Source organism: Pseudomonas sp. 22526 (assembly GCF_052044735.1).
In the GTDB taxonomy this organism is placed as follows: Bacteria; Pseudomonadota; Gammaproteobacteria; order Pseudomonadales; family Pseudomonadaceae; genus Aquipseudomonas; species Aquipseudomonas piscium.
In genome coordinates this window covers 316,095-334,793 of record NZ_JBQENK010000005.1, presented here as the reverse complement: position 1 = coordinate 334,793, position 18,699 = coordinate 316,095, and the positions used below count along the sequence as shown (strand labels likewise).

Here is an 18,699-nt window from a genome sequence, read left to right as displayed (position 1 = left end):
TTTGGTTCACTTGTTCGGCAAAGGAAATTCAACGGTTGGCGACCGGGCGCGCGGCTTTCTGCACCTGGTCCCAGACCCGCAGGAAGTTGCCGCCCCAGAGCTTGGCGATGTCCGCCTCCGAGTAACCGCGCGACAGCAGCTCGGCGGTGACGTTGCGGATCTCGCCGACGTTCTCCCAGCCCTTGACCCCACCGCCTTCGTTGAAGTCCGAGCTGATGCCGACATGGTCGATGCCGATCTTGCGCACCGTGTAGTCGATGGCGTCGCCCAGGTCCTTGAGGGTTGCCTTGGGCTCTTCCTCGAGGATGGCGTAGAGCTCGCTGGCGTACTGGCCAAACCTCTGTTCCGGCCAGGCCGAGATGATCGGGTCGCCCGGCATCAGGGCCATGGCCAGGTTCGGCAGCGGCGGCAGGTCGAAGCGCGCGCGCAGGGCGTTGAGCTTGTCCTGGGTGGCCTGGGTCAGCGGGCGCAGGTACTGCGAGAAGCCGACCACCTGGACCACGCCGCCGCTGTTCTTGATCAGCTGCATTTCCTTGTCGCTGAGGTTGCGCGGGATATCCACCGAGGCCCGTGGCGCCGAGTGCGAGGCCACCAGCGGCGTGCGGCTCAGTTGCGCCACCTGCTCCAGGGCCTTGGTCGACATCTGCGAGACATCGATGATCACCCCCAGGTCGTTGAGGCGATGCACCGCCTGCTTGCCGATCTGTGACAGGCCATCGAGGGCGTCCGGGGAGTCGTTGAAGAACGGCAGCGGCCGCGAGGAGTCGGCCCAGGCGTTGTTGCCGATGTAGCTGAAGCCGAACATGCGCATGCCGCGGGCGGTCCACAGGTCCAGCAGGTTCAGGTCGTTGCCCAGGGGGTAGGCGTTGAGCATGCTGATAAAGATCGCGAACTTGCCTTCGCCGTGCAGGCGGCGGAAATCGTCCGGGGTGTAGGCGATGCCGACCTGGTTGGGGAAGTCGCGGACCATGCCGGAGATGATCTTGTAGCGCACCTCCTGCTGGTTGCGCGCTTCCTCGACAAAACCCTCGGTGGGACGGTGGGGGGCGTTGGGGCCATTCCACATTTCCGGCCAGCCGAAGATGGTCAGGGCCGCGCCGGACAGGCGCCCGCGATTGGCCTTGACCAGATCGAACTGGCCGCCGCCGTCCTTATCGAACTCGTTGCCGGCGGTGCCGAAGTCCAGCGGCAGGCTGATGTGGCTGTCGAACGACAGGATGCGTTCCTGCAGTTCATCGGCCTGCTTGATCACCTTGACCGGGTAGCCCGGGTTGCCACGCAACCAATAGTCCCAGGCCAGAAAGCCTGCTCCGGCACCGATGGCCAGGGCCAGCGGCAGACCGATGTAAAGAGCCTTTTTCGAACGTGGTTTTGTCATTGCCATCTCAGTCGGGTTCGCCGTCAAAGTGCAGGCCGCTGGTACAGGTACGGCGGCCTTTGCTATCTGGGAAGAACGAGTGAGGTCGGGGGAAAATTAGGCCTCGTGACCGGTCTGCCTGGCGGGCGCGGGCCTTTGCCGATGCGGCTTAAATTTCCCCCCTCTGCAAACGTCCTAGCTGGGATAAGGCCTGCTTCAGGGCTGACACAGGTAGGGCAATGACGATTTCTCGACGAGGGTTTATCGCAGGCTTGGCGCTCACTGGAGCTGCGGTGCCCGCGGCCATTTATGCGCACCGTGAACTGACGCGTGAGGAGGCGCCGGAAACCCCCGGCGAAGCGACGGTCGATCTGGCGGACACCGCCGGCCAGCAATTGGCGGACAAGCTGCGCGGGGTCTGGACCCTGCGTTTCGAGGGCGCGGACGCTGGCCTGGCGGGCCTGCCGCGGGAGGGGCTGGAACTGTTTCTCGACGTCGCCCAGCGCGGGCGCGGCCTGCGTGGTTACCTGGACCGCGGCGAGGCATTGCGTGGCGAGGCCGAGCCGCGTTACCGGGTGGTCGGCGATCTGCTGGCGCCCGATCCGAAACAGCTTTACTGGCGCCTGGTAAGCGCCGATGCCGGCGACGGTGCGCCTTGTTATGAGTTCAGTGTGGTGCTCGACGAAGTCTGGGGTGATTTCGGCAACGCCGGCAGCGGCACCCTCAGCGGGCGCATCCTGCGCCTGGACCGGCCGCTGGTGCTGCCCGAGCAGGACAACCGCTTCGTCGCCACCAAGCAGCTGTTCCCCGAAGCCCGCCAGCGCATCGGTCTGAACCCGACGCTGCTGGCCTGGCTGATTTCCCCCGAGCACCGGCTGTTTCACCAGCTGTGGCATGCCTCGCGGGACAAGTGGCACAGCCTGTCGGAAGAAAAACGCGACGCCCTGCGCGGCATCGGCTGGCAGCCCGGCCCGCTCGGTCAGGAGCGTGACGCCCGGGGCAAGCGCAAGGACCGCAACGGCTCGGGCATCGACTTCTTTTTCATGCACCGGCACATGCTCGGCACCGCACGCTCCATGCAAGACCTGCCGTCCTGGCTGAACTTCCCGACCCCGCAGCCGGAGCTGGAGCGCGATCGCCAGGGTTTCGCCCGTTATTTCGACAATCGCGACGGCTTTGCCCTGCCGCCGACCTGGCTGGCCAGCGACGACGCCGACTACACCCAGTGGGTCAGCGACATCAAGACCGCCGAGACCTACCACAGCAATTTCCAGGTCTGGGAATCGCGTTACCGCGACCCGCGTTACCTGTCGACGCTGACCCTGGGCCAGTTCGGTTCCGAGCTGGAACTGGGCCTGCACGACTGGCTGCACATGCGCTGGGCTTCGGTGCCGCGCGATCCTTCCAATGGCGCGCCGGTGCCGTTCGCCCGCGATCCGGCAGACTTTTCGGCGCGCTGGTACGCTGCGGAAAACGACTTTCTCGGCGACCCGTTTTCCTCCCATGTCAGCCCGGTGTTCTGGGCTTTCCACGGCTGGATCGACGATCGCGTGGAAGACTGGTTCCGTGCCCACGAGCGTTTCCATTCGGGCGAAGTCAGCCGCCTTGAAGTCAACGGCGTGCCCTGGTTCGCCCCCGGGCGCTGGGTCGAGGTCGACGACCCCTGGCTGGGCCCGGACACCCATGGCTGCAGCACCACCCCAGGTTTGCAAGTGGGGCGCTCGGTGGAGATGGATCCTGAGACCATGAAGCTGGCGCTGCGCATCACCTTCGCCGAGGAAGACAAGTTGGCCGAGCTGTTCCGCAAGGTGCCCAAGCGGCCCTGGTATGCCCGTCACCTGAAGGTGCGGGAACGATTGCTGTAACAACACTCGCCGCCCGCGCAGACAAAGGCCCTGTAGCCGCTGCCGAGCTTGCGAGGCTGCGATCGAGGACGCAGTCCTCGCAAGGCCTGTGCACGGGGTTTGTCTGAAACACCGCGTTGCCTGATTGGCGGCCGCTTCGCTGCCGATCGCAGCCTCGCTGCGCTCGGCAGCGGCTACAGAGGTTGCGCACCAGCCCGCAACCTACACGCTCGAAGCACGGCTTCAGAGCACTTTCCAACCACCCCCCAACGCCTTGTACAGGGCCACGCTGGCCTGCAGCCGGGACAGCCGCAGCTGCACGTTCTGGTCTTGCGCGGCGTACAGGGTGCGCTGGGTTTCCAGGACCGTCAGCAGGTCGGCGGCGCCGGCCTGGTAGCGGCTCTGGGCAATGTCGAAGGCGGTCTGCGCCTGGTGCAGTTCTTCGCTCTGCCATTGCCGCTGCTGGTCGAGGCCGCGGATGCTGGCGAGGGCCTTTTCCACATCGGCGAAGCCGTTGACGATCGCCCCGCGGTAGGTTTCCAGCAGCTCTTCCTGGCGCGCCCGGGCCTTGTCGCGTTCGGCGCTCAGGCGGCCGGCGTTGAAGATCGGCGCCGCCAGGGCGCTGGTGAGGTTGTAGAAGGGGCTGCGCAGGATGTCCGAGGCGCTATTGGCCCCCGAGCCGAGGCTGGCGCTCAGGGTGACGGTGGGCAGCATCGCCGCCCGGGCCACCGTGACGTCGGCCTGGGCGGCGGCGAGCCTGGCTTCGGCGCTGGCGATGTCCGGGCGGCGGCTCAACAGGTCGCTGGGTACGCCGGCGTCGATGCTGGGCCAGGTCAGTTGGGCGAAGGCTTGCTGGCCGAGGTCGAGGCTCTGCACCGGCTGGCCGAGCAGGGCGGCGAGGGTGATCCGCGCATCCTCGGCCTGTTGCTGCACCAGTGGCAGCTGGCGCTGCTGGGCGGCCACCAGGCTCTTCTGCTGGGCCAGTTCCAGGGCGGTGGCCGAGCCCGAGTCGTAGCGGGTCTGCACCAGCCTGAGCACGCTCTGCGCATTGGCCAGGTTGAGTTCGGCGATGCGGCTCTGCTCGCCCAGCGACAGCACCTGGGTGTAGCTGTTGGCGACGCCGCTGAGCAGGGTCAGCTCGACGGTGGCCTGGTCGAATTCGCTGGCCCGCAGGCTTTCCACGGCGCTGTCGCGGGCCGCGCGCCTGCCGCCCCAGAAGTCGATTTCATAGCTGGCGCTGAGGCTGGCGTCGAAATAGTCCACGGCCTTGTTGCTGCTGTCGGCGTCCAGTTGGCTGTAGCCGTTGCCGCGCAGCAGCTTCTGCCGGTTGGCGTTGAGCGCGCCCTTGAGTTCCGGCAGCAACGGCGCGCCGGCGACCACCGCCGAGGCCTGGGCCTGGCGCACCCGGGCCATGGCGGCGGCGAGGTCGTGGCTGCCCAGGCGGGCCTGCTCGATCAGGCGCTCCAGTTCCGGGCTGCCGAAGCGGGTCCACCATTGGCGATTGTCCTGCTGCGCAGCCGCGGTATGGGGCGAGTGCCAGGCGGGCGGTGCCTGCAAGCCGCTGTCCGGGCGCGGCGCGGGGCCGCTGCAAGCCGCCAGCAACAGGCTGGTGGCGATAAGGCTGAGGGGCGCTTTCATAGGTCGATCATTCACTGGTGAGGGCCGTGACCGGGTCGAGTCGGGCTGCTTTGCGGGCCGGCATGAAGCCGAAGATGACGCCGGTGACCAGGGCGCAGGCGAAGGCGCCCAGGACCGCCACCAGGGAAAAGGCCACCGCCACTTCGCTGAGGATCAGCACGCCGCCGATGATCAGCGCCAGGGCGATGCCGGTCAGGCCGCCGACCACCGAGAGCATCACCGCCTCGGTGAGGAACTGGCGCAGGATGTCGCGCTGGCGGGCGCCGGTGGCCATGCGGATGCCGATCTCGCGGGTACGTTCGCGCACGGTCATGAGCATGATGTTCATCACCCCGATGCCGCCCACCAGCAGCGAGATCGCGGCAATGGCGCCGAGCATCAGCGACAGGGTGTTCTGGGTGCGGGCCTCGGCCTGGATCATCGCCGCGTTGTTGGTCAGTTCGAAATCGCGTTTGCCGCCGTGCATGCGCAACATCAATTCGTCGATGGCCTGCTCGGCCTCCTTGACCTTGCGCGCATCGCTGGTGGCGATCGCCACGTATTCCGGATTGTGGGTGCCGAACAGGCGGATGCTCGCGGCGGAGTAGGGGATGGCGATGCGGTCGTCGCTGTCCTGATCGCCGGAGCTGGCGCCTTTTTCCGCCAGCACGCCGACCACCTGGAACGGCACGTTCTCGATCAGGATGTATTGGCCGATGGGGTTGGCCACGTCCTTGAGCAGCTTGTCGCGGACCTTCTTGCCGATCACCGCCACGGCGGCCGCGGCGCGCTCGTCGGCCTCGGTGAAATAGCTGCCCTCGACCACCGGCCAGTTGAAGATCGCCGGGAAGTTGGTGTCGTTGCCGCCGACGTAGCTGGTGTGGTCGACGTTGCCGAAGCGCACGCCGGCCTCGGAACCGTTGACCGGCATGATGCGCTTGACCTGCGGCAGGGCGGCCAGGGCGGCGACGTCGTCGAGGGTGATGATGCCCGGCGGGGTGCGCGGGTTGGGCGTGTGGCCGCTGAGGTAAATGATGTTCGAGCCGAACGCGCCCATCTGCGCCATGACCTGGCGCTTGCTGCCTTCGCCCACCGCCAGCATCACCACCACCGAGGCCACGCCTATGACGATCCCCAGCAGGGTCAGGGCGGTGCGGAAGCGGTTGATCCACATCACGCGCCAGGCCGCTTGCACGGCGTCCAGCAGTTCGCCTTTCCAGGCACCGTTGTGTTCGCTGCCGTCGGCCAGGCGCTGGCGCAGGTCCACCGCCTGCAGGGCGCCGCTGTTGGCGCTGGCCTGGACCTCGGGGTGCTGGTCGGCGGTGTCGCTGACGATCTCGCCGTCGCGGATTTCGATGATGCGCTTGGCCCGCGCCGCGACTTCGCGGTCGTGGGTGATCAGGATCACCACATGGCCCTGGCTGGCCAGTTCGTCGAGCAGGGTCATGACCTCGGCGCCGCTGTGGCTGTCGAGGGCGCCGGTGGGTTCGTCGGCGAGGATGATGTGGCCGCCGTTCATCAGCGCGCGGGCGATCGACACCCGCTGCTGCTGGCCGCCGGACAACTGGTGCGGACGGTTGCCGGTGCGGCTGGCCAGGCCCAGGCGGTCGAGCAGGGCGGCGGCGCGGGCGTGGCGCTCGGCCGCCGGGGTGCCGGCATAGATCGCCGGCATCTCGACGTTTTCCTGGGCCGAGCCGGACGGAATCAGGTGGTAGCCCTGGAACACGAAGCCGAAGGCCTCGCGGCGCAGCCAGGCCAGTTCGTCGCTGTCCAGCCGGGCAACGTTTTCCCCGGCGAACAGGTACTCGCCCGAGGTCGGGCGGTCGAGGCAGCCGAGGATGTTCATCAGTGTCGATTTGCCGGAGCCGGAGGCGCCGACTATGGCGACGAACTCGCCGGCGTGGATCGACAGGTCGATGCCACGCAGCACGTCCACTTGCGGCGTGTCGCCGCCGCCGTAGGATTTACGGATGTCCTTGAGGTCGATCAGCGGGGTCTGCATTCAGCCTCCGCTGCTTTGCGCGGGACCGATCAGCAGGTGCTCGCCTTCGTCGAGGCCGTCCAGGACCTGGATGCGCAAGCGATCGCTGATGCCGACCCGTACCTTGCGCTCCTCGATCGAGCCGTTTTTCGCCACCACCCGAGCCAGCTGCACGCCGCTCTCGGCGCTGCTCTGCAGGGCGGCGATCGGCGCGGTGAGGACGTCCTGCGCGCGGTCGGCGACAAAAAACACCTGGGCGGTCATTTCGGCCATCAAGGCGTTGTCGGCGTTATCCACATCCAGCAGCACGGTGTAGAGCACCACCCGGCCGCTGCCGCTCTTGCTCGAACTGTTGGGGCTGCCGCTGCCCTGGCTGCTTTCGTTCAGCGGCTTGGGCGGTATCGGCAGGATCTGCCGCACGGTGCTGGTCCAGCGCCGGGTGCCGCCGCTCAGGGTGGTGAAGTAGGCGGTCATGCCCGGTTTGACGTGGCCGATATCGGCTTCGGAGACCTCGGCCCAGACGGTCATCGGCGACAGCCGGGCGATGCGCAGGATCAGCGGCGTCTGCTGCTGGGCGTTGAGGGTCTGGCCTTCGCGGGCGTCCACCGCGACCACGGTGCCGGACATCGGCGCATAGATGCGCGTGTAGCCCAGCTCGGCCTGGTCGCTGCGCAGGCTGGCCTGGGCCTGGCGGATCTGCGCCTGGATCATGTCGATCCGCGCCTGGGTCGCCTTGAGCTCGGCGCGGGCGGTCTGCACGTCTTCGTCGCGGGTCGCGCCGCCGGCGGCGAGGTTCTGCTGGCGCTGGTATTTCTGCCGGGCCAGTTCGTTCTGCGCCCGCTGCTCTTGCAGCTGGGCCTGCAGGTTCTCGATGGAGAAGCGGCTGGCGTCGAGCTTGGCCTGCTGGGTGGCGGGGTCGATCTCCACCAACAGCTGGCCTTCCTTGACCGGGTCGCCGGCTTCGACGTGGATCTTGCGGATCTGCCCGGACGCCTGGGCGCCGACATCGACATAACGCCGCGGTTGCAGGGTGCCGAGGGCGGTGACGCTGCTTTCGATGGTGCCGCGGCTGACCTGCACGGTGGCGAACTGGTCGCGCCCTGGCGGCAGGATTTTCCAGGCAGCGAAGGCAACGACGGGAATCAGACACAGGGTGACAAGCAGGGCGCGTCGGGTATGACGGGGACGTTTCATGCAGGGTTCCGGCCAATGGAAATCGGCCCGTCGTCCGGCCTGGCCCGTGGCATGGGCGCTGGCTGGAGGCTGTCGATAGCACGACAGATACGGGGAGCTGTCAGGTAAACGAGGGGCAATAGAGGGAATTTAAGCATGGACACATGGAGTTACAGCTGCGGCAAGAGGTATAGACGAACAAAATAAAGTCGGCGAATCGACGCGGTACTTTAAATCTATATGAGAATTACTATAAATTACGTCACTTCTAAACTGCCATCATCGAATCGCCTGCCCAAGGGTGGAGTGCCGGTTGTGCTCAAGGACAAAAGCCGCAGGTCGCGGTCGGGAGTCATGTTGGAAAACTACTATCGCGAGCTGGTGTGTTTCCTCAACGCCAAGCTGGGCAACCTGCAGGTGGCCGAAGATGTGGTGCATGACGCTTATGTGCGGGTGCTGGAGCGTTCCAGCGACACGCCGATCGAGCAACCGCGGGCCTTCCTCTATCGCACGGCGCTGAACCTGGTGATCGATGGCCATAGGCGCAATGCCTTGCGCCAGGTCGAGCCCCTGGATGTGCTCGACAATGAAGAGCGCTTCTTCAGCCCCTCGCCACAAACCAGCATCGACCACGGCCAGCGCCTGGACATGCTGCAACGGGCGCTGGCGGAGCTGCCGGCGCTGTGCCGGGAAAGCTTCCTGCTGCGCAAGCTCGAAGGCCTGTCCCACCCCGAGATCGCCGAGCGCCTGGGGATTTCCCGCAGCCTGGTGGAGAAGCACATCGTCAATGCAATGAAACATTGCCGGGTGCGGGTCCGGCAGTGGGACGCCCATTGATCCTTCTTTGTTAAATTTTTTTTCACTGTCCTCGTTCCTACTCAACAGACGACCTGCTGCCTCGCCATGGGCCGATCAGGTCACCGTCGATTTCTCCCCGCGTTGAGGGATTTATCCAGAGGACACTGGAAATGACACAGGCAATTGCATCGACCATCGTTCACGACCTGATCGGTATCGGTTTCGGCCCCTCGAATCTGGCGCTGGCTATCGCGCTGGAAGAACGTGGCCAGATTCAGGGTCCGCTGGACGCGCTGTTTCTCGACAAGCAGGCCGATTACCGCTGGCACGGTAATACGCTGGTGGCCCAGAGCGACCTGCAGATTTCCTTTCTCAAGGACCTGGTGACCCTGCGCAACCCGACCAGCCCGTACTCCTTCGTCAACTACCTCAAGCACCACGGTCGCCTGGTGGACTTCATCAACCTGGGCACCTTCTATCCGTGCCGCATGGAGTTCAACGATTACCTGCGCTGGGTCGCCGGGCACTTCCAGGAGCAGAGCCGCTACGGCGAAGAAGTGCTGGCCATCGAGCCGGTGCTGCACAACCAGCAGGTCGAGGCGCTGCGGGTGATTTCCCGCGACAGCCAGGGCCAGGAGTTCGTGCGTACCAGCCGTTCGGTGGTGGTCAGCCCTGGCGGCACGCCACTGATCCCGGACACCTTCAAGGCGCTCAAGGACGACGGCCGGGTGTTCCACCACGCGCACTACCTGGAGCGCATGGCCAACCAGCCGTGCACCAGCGGCAAGCCGATGAACGTGGCGATCATCGGGGGCGGGCAGAGCGCGGCCGAGGCCTTTATCGACCTCAACGACAGCTTCCCTTCGGTGCAGGTGGACATGCTGATGCGCGGTTCGGCGCTGAAGCCGGCGGACGACAGCCCGTTCGTCAACGAAGTGTTCTCGCCGGACTTCACCGACCTGGTGTTCCAGCAGCCCAGGGGCGAGCGCGAGCGCCTGGTCCACGAGTACCAGAACACCAACTACTCGGTAGTGGATGTCGACCTGATCGAACGCATCTACGGGATTCTCTACCGCCAGAAAGTCTCCGGCGTCGCGCGCCATGTGTTCCGTACCCTGACCACCGTGGAGAAAGCCACCGCCACTGCCCAGGGTATCGAACTGGTGCTGCGCAACACCTCCACCGGCGAGTTGAGCACCCGCCACTACGACGCGGTGATCCTGGCCACCGGCTACGAGCGCCAGACCCACCGCGCGCTGCTGGCGCCGCTGGAAGCCTACCTGGGCGACTTCGAAGTGGACCGCAACTACCGGGTCATCACCGACGAGCGCTGCAAGGCCGGCATCTACACCCAGGGCTTCAGCCAGGCCAGCCATGGCCTGAGCGACACCTTGCTGTCGGTGCTGCCGATCCGTGCCGAGGAGATCGCCGCTTCGCTGTACGAGCACGACAAAGGCCGCCACAGCCGTTCGGTGCGTGATCTGTTGTTGGCCACGGCTAGCTGATAGAGGCCGTCAAGGTCCGATAGTTCTGGGTTGAACCTTCGGGCCTCATCGCGGGCAAGCCTCGCTCCTACAGAGAATGTGCATGCTTCTGTAGGAGCGAGCGGGCGGCGATCCGACTTGCCCGCGATGGACGGCGCAGCCGTCCCCATTCCGACCCGCTCGATATCCCCGAAAATCCCCTCATCCAGCCTTCGCTGCCGACCCTTCCTGAACCTTCGCTGAAGAACTTTTCGATTCCCCCGCCAGCGCCTTGCCGTCGATTTACTCTGCAAAAACCGCGGCGTAAGCTGCGCGCGTTTTCCATCAAGCGGAGACCCACAGTGGGTACTTGTTCGAGCGACAGTAGTCGGCCGGTTTCGATAACCGGCGCCTTCCCGGCAAGATAACGCGCCCGCTTTGTGTGCCGTTGTCTCGCCGTAACAGCGAGCGGCGGCTTCCCGATCGTGGCCTTCAGGGCCCGTTCCCGATGTCCTTCTCATCGACACTGCAACAGTGGGTGATGCCTGGCCTTGTGCCGCATCGCCGCGCTACGGCTGCGCCTGTTCGCGCGGCCGGCGAACCCGACCTGGCTGTGAGTCTCCCGGCGCCGACCGTTAGGGGACACACCATGAACCTCACCCTGCTCAAAGAGTTTTTCGCCGGCTTCCTGCGGACCCGGCATTTCGCCCGGCACTTTCGCCGCCTGGCCTTGCTGGAAAGCTTCAGCGACGCCAGCGTCAGCCGCGATGTGCCGCCCAGCCTGGCGCAGACCCTGGTGGCCGCGGCCAACGACGATGCCGCGGACCTGCTGCAACGCCTCGGCAGCCACACCGATGGCCTGAGCGAGGCCGAGGCCCAGGCCCTGCGCGAGCAGCATGGCCTCAACGAGGTTGAGCACGAGCAGCCGCTGCCCTGGTGGACACACCTGTGGCATTGCTACAAGAACCCTTTCAACCTGCTGCTGACCCTGCTGGCAGTGATCTCCTGGCTGACCGAAGACATGAAGGCGGCCACGGTGATTTTTTCCATGGTGGTGCTCTCCACGTTGCTGCGTTTCTGGCAGGAGGCCAAGTCGAACAAGGCCGCCGACGCCCTCAAGGCAATGGTCAGCAACACCGCCACTGTGCTGCGGCGCAACGTGGTCGACGCCGCGCCGTCGGTGTTCGCCAGGCTGCATGGCGCGGCGGTGGCGCACCAGGGCCTGCAACGCCTGGAACTGCCGATCCGGCAACTGGTGCCGGGCGACCTGATCCAGCTTTCGGCCGGCGACATGATCCCCGCCGATTGCCGGGTGCTCAGCGCCAAGGACCTGTTCGTCAGTCAGGCGGCGATGACTGGCGAATCGCTGCCGGTGGAGAAATTCCCGCGCCAGCAGGACGCCGCCACCCTCAACCCGCTGGAGCTGGACAACATCCTGTTCATGGGCACCAACGTGGTGTCCGGCGCGGCCACTGCGCTGGTCCTGACCACCGGCAACGCCACTTATTTCGGCGCCCTGGCGCAGCGGGTCGGGGCCACCGACCGGGCGCCGACTTCGTTCCAGAACGGGGTGAACAAGGTCAGCTGGCTGCTGATCCGCTTCATGTTCGTCATGGCGCCGCTGGTGCTGTTCATCAACGGCTTCACCAAGGGCGACTGGATGGAGGCGCTGCTGTTCGCGCTGTCCATCGCCGTGGGCCTGACCCCGGAAATGCTGCCGATGATCGTCACCTCGACCCTGGCCAAGGGCGCGGTGTTCCTGTCGCGCAAGAAGGTCATCGTCAAGCGCCTGGACGCGATCCAGAACTTCGGCGCCATGGACGTGCTGTGCACCGACAAGACCGGCACCCTGACCCAGGACAAGATCTTCCTCGCCCGGCATGTGGATGTCTGGGGTGAAGAGTCCGAGGACGTGCTGGAAATGGCCTACCTGAACAGTTACTACCAGACCGGCCTGAAGAACCTGCTGGACGTGGCGGTGCTGGAGCACGTCGAAGTGCACCGCGAACTGCGGGTCGGCACGGCGTTCCAGAAGGTCGACGAGATTCCCTTCGACTTCAACCGGCGGCGCATGTCGGTGGTGGTGGCCGAGAAGGAGCGTCCGCACCTGCTGATCTGCAAGGGTGCGGTGGAGGAGGTGCTGGCGGTGTGCACCCGGGTGCGCCATGGCGCTGCCGAAGAAATGCTCAGCGACGAGCTGCTGGCGCGGATCCGCCAGGTCACCGCCGAGTTCAACGGCGAAGGCCTGCGGGTGGTGGCCGTGGCCGCCCGGCCGATGCCGCGGGGTCGTGACAGCTACAGCCTGGCGGACGAGCAGGGGCTGACCCTGATCGGTTACGTGGCCTTCCTCGACCCGCCCAAGGAAAGCACCGCGCCGGCCCTCCAGGCCCTGGCCGCCCATGGCGTGGCGGTGAAGGTGCTGACCGGCGACAACGAACTGGTGACGGCGAAAATCTGCCGAGAAGTCGGCCTGGAACAACAGGGCCTGCTGCTGGGCAACGACATCGAGCGCATGAGCGATACCCAGCTGGCCAAGGCGGTGGAAACCACCAACGTCTTCGCCCGGCTCACACCCTCGCACAAGGAGCGCATCGTCCGCCTGCTCAAGGGCAACGGCCATGTGGTCGGCTTCATGGGCGATGGCATCAACGACGCGCCGGCCCTGCGCACCGCGGACATCGGCATTTCGGTGGACAGCGCGGTGGACATCGCCAAGGAGGCGGCGGACATCATCCTCCTGGAGAAAAGCCTGATGGTGCTGGAGGAGGGCGTACTGGAGGGGCGGCGGACCTTCGCCAACATGCTCAAGTACATCAAGATGACCGCCAGCTCCAACTTCGGCAACGTGTTCTCGGTGCTGGTGGCCAGTGCCTTCATTCCGTTCCTGCCGATGCTGCCAATGCATCTGCTGGTGCAGAACCTGCTGTACGACATTTCCCAGATCGCCATCCCGTTCGACAACGTCGATGACGAAATGCTGGCCCGGCCCCAGCGCTGGCAACCGGCGGATGTCGGGCGCTTCATGCTGTTTTTCGGGCCGATCAGTTCGATCTTCGACATCGGCACCTTCGCCCTGATGTGGTACGTGTTCGATGCCAATACCCCGGACCACCAGACCCTGTTCCAGTCCGGCTGGTTCGTGGTTGGCTTGCTGACCCAGACCCTGATCGTGCACATGATCCGCACGCCGAAGATCCCCTTCCTGCAAAGCCGCGCGGCCATGCCGCTGCTGGTGATGACCGGGCTGATCATGGCCATCGGCATCTTCCTGCCCATGGGCCCGCTGGCGCACTACTTCAAGCTGCAGGCGTTGCCGTCGCTGTACTTCGTGTTCCTGCCGGTGATCCTGCTGGCGTACATGGCGCTGACCCAGGCGGTGAAGGGCTTTTATATCCGCCGGTTCGGCTGGCAGTAAGCGCAGCGCCGCACCCAATCCTGTAGCCGCTGCCGCAGGNGGCCCTCCGGGCCGATCGCAGCCTGCGGCAGCGGCTACAGGGCCAGACTGACTCTTGCCGCTTGTGTAGGAGCGAGGCTTGCCCGCGATGGCCGCTCAGCGGCCCCGGCTCGGCGAACCAACATCTCCCCGTAACAGCTCCGGCGCAAGATGGCCGGCGCACCGACAAAGTGCACCTATCCTGTAGGAGCAGCCGCCCGTCGCGTACTCAAGGACTCCATTCATGCAAGCACTCCAGAACATCAACCTGAGCTCCCTGGTGGATACCCTGGTCAGCCTCAGCGCGGCCTTTATCCTCGGTGGCCTGATCGGCTTCGAGCGGCAGTACCGGCAGCGCACCGCCGGCCTGCGCACCAACGTGCTGGTGGCGGTGGGCGCGGCGATTTTCGTCGACATGGCCAACCGCCTTGGCGGCGCCGAAGGCGCGGTGCGGGTGGTGGCCTATGTGGTGTCCGGCATCGGTTTTCTCGGCGCCGGGGTGATCATGCGCGAGGAGGGCAACGTGCGTGGCCTGAACACCGCGGCCACCCTCTGGGCCTCGGCGGCGGTGGGCGCCTGCGCCGGTGCCGACCTGATCCTCGAGGCCTTTCTCGGCACGCTGTTCGTGCTGGCGGCCAACACCCTGCTGCGGCCGATCGTCAACAACATCAACCGCCAGCCGCTGGACGTGATCTCCGCCGAGGTCACCAACATCGTCTACGTCATCGCCCATCGCTCCAAGCAGAAAGCCGTGTTCGCCCTGCTCGAAGCGGAACTGGAGCGCAGCAACTACCCGGCCAGCGATATCGATGTCCATGCCTTCGGCAACGACGATGTGGAGATCGAAGCCACCCTGGCCACCACCTCGGTGGACGGCGACGAACTCGATGCCCTGGTGGCGCGCCTGTCCACCTCGGCCCTGGTGGAGCAGGCGTTCTGGAGCCCCAGTACCACCGAATAAACCGCGCAAGCGCCGGGTCGATGCGCCTGTAAACGGCAGGCCTGTGCAGCGAGGAAAAAAATGCCCGCCCACAGCGATTTTTGGGAATCGTCTTAAAGAGTCGGCCAGGGACCATCGGATAGTCTGTTGAACCTCTGTGTTCCACCGATAGTTGCCACGCCGATGCCCAACAAGCGCCTGAGAATACTGATTGCCGATGCGTCCCGGGAGCAGTGTGGTCGCATCCAGCGTTTGTTGAATGGGCTGGGCTACTTTCGCGTCGCCGCGGTGGGGGCTTTCCGCGAACTGGTGACCCTGACTCACTATTCCTGCGAGCCCTTCGAGAACTTCGACCTGTTGCTGCTCAGCGGCGAGCTGGCGTTTGCCGCCGGGGTGGACGCCGGTGCGTTCTGCCAGGGCAACCCGCAGATCCGCCATGCCATGATCTACGGCGGCCGCACCGAACATGCATTGCCGGTGGCCCTCGGCGCCTCTGCGCTACAGGAGATTCTCTGGGTGCCGAGCGCAACGCAGGAGATCCTCCAGCGCTTTATCGCCCATATCAATCCTCCCGCCTCCTCGGGCAAAGACCGAACCTTCCGAACACTGGAATAGCCTCCCGCAGTTGCTGGGAACAGCGCTTGTGTCGTGCTGCTGGAGGCGGAAACCACCACCTGGCCAGCGGTCTGCTGATGGCTGCGCAAGCCTTTTGTCTCCATCCGGACCGGACAAGACACAGGATTCATGGCCGCCCATTGATACCCGATATGTGCCGACGATGCGGGCGGAAATACCAGGGAAACGAGCATTTCGGGCTCGAAAAGTAGGGGAAAGCCGCATTTTAGTAATTCGGAGTAGGGCTTTTCAGAAAACCCTTAGAGAAAACACTCGGCTGCTCCCCTAGCCTTTATTCATAGGCTTGGAGCCTGTCATCTCAGACTTTTTTCATGGTCGCGAAAAAATGCCGAATAAAACGTTACGAATCCTGATCGCCGATGAACAGCATTTTCATCGAATGAAAATCGAGCGGGTGCTGAACCAACTGGGCTATTACCGGATTGCACCAATGTATCGACTCATCGAGGTGTTGAACGTCGTGGAATATGGCAGTGAGCCAATGGACCTGCTGATCATCAACGCCTCGCTGGGGTTGCACGACCGGCTCGATATCGTGGCGTTCTGCATGGATAACCCGCAGATCCGTCACGTGCTGGTCTATGACTCCGAGCTTCTCGGCGTGCCTTCGATTCCCCTCGACCCGCAGCGCAAGATGTATATCAGCAGCCTGCCATTGCCGGACCAGGAGACCATCAGCCGCTTGATGGGGGCCATCGACACCGGCCGCCGGAGCAAGGCCCCGGCGGCCGGAAAGTTTCCCAGCAGTTCCAACGAGGAAGAGATCGCCCCCGATGGCATTCGCTTGAATGCCGTGGTGCGTTAAGACCTCAGTCCCACGCCGGCGCAATGCCGGCGGGGCTGGTCAGACGATGCCCGCGCTCCAGATCGGCGATGCGCCGCATGTCTGCTTCGCCCAGGGTCAAGGCACAGGCCTTGAGGTTGCTTTCCAGGTTCGCGCGCCTGGTCGAGGATGGAATCACCGCATAACCCGATTGCATGGCCCAGGCCAGGGTCACCTGAGCCGGCGTCGCCCGATGCTGCTCGGCGATCTGCTGGATGACCGGGTCCTTGAGCACTTCACCATAGGCCAGCGTCATGTACGAGGTGATGTGAATCCCCTGGCTTTGCGCGAATTCCACGACCTTGCGGTTCTGCAGGTAAGGATGCAGTTCGATCTGGTGGGTGGCGATGTGTTCGGCGCCGACCGCGGCAATGGCCTGGCGCATCAGGTCGTTGGTGAAGTTGGAAACCCCGATCCGCCGGGTCAGCCCCAGTTGCTTGGCCTCCAGCAGCGCTGCCATGAACTCTTCGACCGGCACCTGGTTGTCCGGTGACGGCCAGTGGATCAGAGTCAGGTCCAGGTAGTCGGTCCGCAGCTTGCGCAGGCTGTCCTTGAGGCTAGGGATCAGCTTGTCCCGGGCGAAATTGGCGACCCAGATCTTGCTGGTGACGAACAGCTCGTCGCGAGGGATGCCGCTGTCGGCGATGGCCTGGCCGACCTCGGCTTCGTTCTCATAGATCTGTGCGGTGTCGATTGTCCGGTAGCCCAGCTCAAGCGCGGTGCTGACCGAGTCGATGACGACCTGGCCTTGCAGGCGAAAGGTGCCGAGGCCGAAAGCAGGTACAGACATGGATGACTCCAGATGGCAGTGGAAAGGCCAGGAGTATCCCGGTCCGCACCTTTGAGAAAAACCGCCGGACAGGCAAAGGAATCTTTACCGCGAATCACGAATGTCCCCGGCTCCCGCAGATACGACACAAGCCCCCGCGGGAGCCGCCGGGCGATCCCATTCCATGGCCCGACTCTCCGCGGCGACAGGTTCAGCCGCGGGCTTCGAGGATCATGCAGGTGGTGGAACCGGTGGCGTACAGGCGGCCATCGACGTCGTAGATCCGCCCTTCGGCCAGGGCGGTGGAGCGGCCCAGGTGGACGATCTTGCCTTCGGCGCGGATCGGCCCGCTGCTGCCGGTCAGGGCCCGTACATAACTGATGCGCAGGTCCAGGGTGGTGTAGCCCTGGCCCTTGTTCAGCCGGGTGTGGATCGCGCAGCCCATGCAGGAATCCAGCAGGGTCGCGGCATAACCGCCGTGCACGCTGCCCAGCGGGTTGTAATGGCGGGCATCCGGGGTGCCCTGGAACACGAAGTGCCCGGCGGACCATTCGATGGGGATGAAATCCAGCAGCGTGCCGATGGGCGGCGAGGGCAGTTCGCCGTTGCCGATGCCTTCGAAGAACTCGGTGGGGGAGAGGGCGCTGACTTCGGCCAGGGACAGGCTGCCCGGACCGGCCAGGCGTGCGCGCATGGCCTGTTCCTGGGCAATCCACTGGGCCAGGGTGGCGTCGCGGGATGGGCTTTGCATGGGCGTTTCCTCGTGGGGCGGAATAAGATGACGAACAAAATATTATGCTCGAAATATTATTTCGACCAGTGCCAAAACCGCCACAGGTCGGAAGATCCGGTCAGCACCCTCAGGTCATATCGCTGTGGCTGAACTCCTCGCCGAGAAAGTCGATCAGGGTGCGTACCGACGGCAGCAGGCCCCGGCGCGACGGGAAGATCGCATGGACGATCCCGCACTTGGGTGCCCAGCCCGGTACCAGATGCACCAGGCGTCCGGCGGCCAGGTCGTCGCGCACCACCACGCTGGGCAGGTGGGCGATGCCGATCCCCGCCAGCGCCGCCTGGCGCAGGGCGATCAGGTCGTCGGTGACCATCCGCGGCTTGTGGCGAATCTGCGCCAGGGCCTGGTCCGGGCCGAACAGCTCCCACTGGTATTCGCGCTGCGCCGCGCCCCAGTGCAGGCTCGGCAGGCCGCTGAGGTCGGCGGGCGAGGCGGGGCTCGACAGGCGTGCGAGAAAGTCCGGATGGCCGACCAGGCACTGGGTGCTGTTGCCCAGCACCTTCATCACCAGGTCGCTGCTTTCCAGCGGCGGGAAGCGCACCCGCAGGGCGATGTCGAAACCTTCGTGAATCAGGTCGACCCGGCGGTTGGTGCTCTCGATGAACAGCTCCACCAGCGGGTACTTGAGCATGTAGCGGGTCAGCATCGGCCCGACCCAGGAATTGAGCAGCGCGGTCGGGCAACTGATGCGCACCAGGCCCTGGGGCTCGGAGCGGTTGCGCTCGATGACTTCCGCGGCGCTTTCCGCTTCCACGCGCATGGCCAGGCAGCGCTGGTAGTACTCATGGCCGATCTCGGTGAGCGAGCAGTGGCGGCTGGTGCGGTGAATCAGGCGCACGCCGAGGCGTTCCTCGAGCTGGGCAATACGCCGGCTGAGCTTGGACTTGGGCATGTCCAGGGCGCGCCCGGCGGCGGCGAAACCCTGGTGTTCGACGACCTGGGTGAAGTAGTAGAGGGTGTTGAGGTCTTCCACCATCGTTCTCCAAATGGAACGCTAAGGACGATTTTTGCAGTCTAGTGCAGCAATGGTATGGGTTTTAAGGTGTATCCACGAAATAACTCACCCATGTCG

General features: G+C 65.0%; 14 protein-coding genes. 7 read left to right on the top strand and 7 right to left on the bottom strand.

The window, feature by feature from the left end:
* Window positions 1-28 precede the first annotated feature (28 nt).
* Window positions 29-1,378, bottom strand: coding sequence for a pyoverdine-tailoring dipeptidase-like protein PvdM (gene pvdM, locus ACTJKT_RS10430; RefSeq protein ID WP_440787026.1), 1,350 nt, complete (start codon window positions 1,376-1,378; stop codon window positions 29-31).
* Window positions 1,379-1,596: 218 nt separating this feature from the next.
* Between pvdM and pvdP the strand changes: the two genes are divergently transcribed.
* The gene (gene pvdP / locus ACTJKT_RS10425; protein ID WP_440787025.1) at window positions 1,597-3,222 is read left to right on the top strand and encodes a pyoverdine maturation tyrosinase PvdP; all 1,626 of its coding nucleotides are present in this window, start codon (window positions 1,597-1,599) and stop codon (window positions 3,220-3,222) included.
* A 222-nt stretch (window positions 3,223-3,444) separates the two neighbouring features.
* Here pvdP and ACTJKT_RS10420 read toward each other — a convergent pair whose 3' ends face one another.
* From ACTJKT_RS10420 to ACTJKT_RS10410, 3 genes are read right to left on the bottom strand one after another with little or no spacing between them, the layout of a single operon-like run.
* Complete coding sequence (locus ACTJKT_RS10420) at window positions 3,445-4,839, bottom strand: efflux transporter outer membrane subunit (protein ID WP_440787024.1); 1,395 nt, start codon at window positions 4,837-4,839, stop codon at window positions 3,445-3,447.
* Between the two features lie 7 nt (window positions 4,840-4,846).
* Window positions 4,847-6,820, bottom strand: coding sequence for a MacB family efflux pump subunit (locus ACTJKT_RS10415; protein ID WP_440787023.1), 1,974 nt, complete (start codon window positions 6,818-6,820; stop codon window positions 4,847-4,849).
* Window positions 6,821-7,993, bottom strand: coding sequence for an efflux RND transporter periplasmic adaptor subunit (locus tag ACTJKT_RS10410; RefSeq protein WP_440787022.1), 1,173 nt, complete (start codon window positions 7,991-7,993; stop codon window positions 6,821-6,823). It lies immediately after the preceding gene.
* Window positions 7,994-8,326: 333 nt separating this feature from the next.
* Between ACTJKT_RS10410 and ACTJKT_RS10405 the strand changes: the two genes are divergently transcribed.
* The 6 genes from ACTJKT_RS10405 (at window position 8,327) to ACTJKT_RS10380 (ending at window position 16,047) form a co-directional block, all read left to right on the top strand.
* Window positions 8,327-8,809 (top strand): sigma-70 family RNA polymerase sigma factor, encoded by a 483-nt coding sequence (locus ACTJKT_RS10405; RefSeq protein WP_016702389.1) that lies wholly within the window; start codon window positions 8,327-8,329, stop codon window positions 8,807-8,809.
* 131 nt (window positions 8,810-8,940) lie between these two features.
* A complete protein-coding gene (locus tag ACTJKT_RS10400) occupies window positions 8,941-10,275 on the top strand; it encodes a lysine N(6)-hydroxylase/L-ornithine N(5)-oxygenase family protein (RefSeq protein ID WP_025804952.1) in 1,335 nt (444 codons plus the stop codon).
* 607 nt (window positions 10,276-10,882) lie between these two features.
* The gene (gene mgtA, locus ACTJKT_RS10395) at window positions 10,883-13,648 is read left to right on the top strand and encodes a magnesium-translocating P-type ATPase (RefSeq protein WP_440787021.1); all 2,766 of its coding nucleotides are present in this window, start codon (window positions 10,883-10,885) and stop codon (window positions 13,646-13,648) included.
* A gap of 262 nt (window positions 13,649-13,910) precedes the next feature.
* Entirely contained in the window at window positions 13,911-14,627 is a 717-nt protein-coding gene (locus tag ACTJKT_RS10390) for an MgtC/SapB family protein (RefSeq protein ID WP_016702385.1), read from the top strand.
* Between the two features lie 126 nt (window positions 14,628-14,753).
* On the top strand, window positions 14,754-15,221 hold the full coding sequence (locus ACTJKT_RS10385) for a hypothetical protein (RefSeq protein WP_440787020.1): 468 nt from the start codon (window positions 14,754-14,756) through the stop codon (window positions 15,219-15,221).
* Window positions 15,222-15,567: 346 nt separating this feature from the next.
* Window positions 15,568-16,047, top strand: a complete 480-nt coding sequence (locus ACTJKT_RS10380; RefSeq protein WP_440787019.1) for a hypothetical protein — start codon at window positions 15,568-15,570, stop codon at window positions 16,045-16,047.
* Between the two features lie 4 nt (window positions 16,048-16,051).
* Here the strand turns inward: ACTJKT_RS10380 and dkgB are convergent, their stop codons facing one another.
* The 3 genes from dkgB to ACTJKT_RS10365 all read right to left on the bottom strand — a co-directional run bounded on the left by dkgB (window position 16,052) and on the right by ACTJKT_RS10365 (window position 18,603).
* Window positions 16,052-16,855 (bottom strand): 2,5-didehydrogluconate reductase DkgB, encoded by an 804-nt coding sequence (dkgB, locus tag ACTJKT_RS10375; RefSeq protein WP_440787018.1) that lies wholly within the window; start codon window positions 16,853-16,855, stop codon window positions 16,052-16,054.
* 190 nt (window positions 16,856-17,045) lie between these two features.
* Window positions 17,046-17,585: a PaaI family thioesterase gene (locus ACTJKT_RS10370; RefSeq protein ID WP_440787017.1), complete on the bottom strand. Its 540-nt coding sequence runs from the start codon at window positions 17,583-17,585 to the stop codon at window positions 17,046-17,048.
* Window positions 17,586-17,694: 109 nt separating this feature from the next.
* Window positions 17,695-18,603, bottom strand: coding sequence for a LysR family transcriptional regulator (locus ACTJKT_RS10365; protein WP_440787016.1), 909 nt, complete (start codon window positions 18,601-18,603; stop codon window positions 17,695-17,697).
* Window positions 18,604-18,699 lie beyond the last annotated feature (96 nt).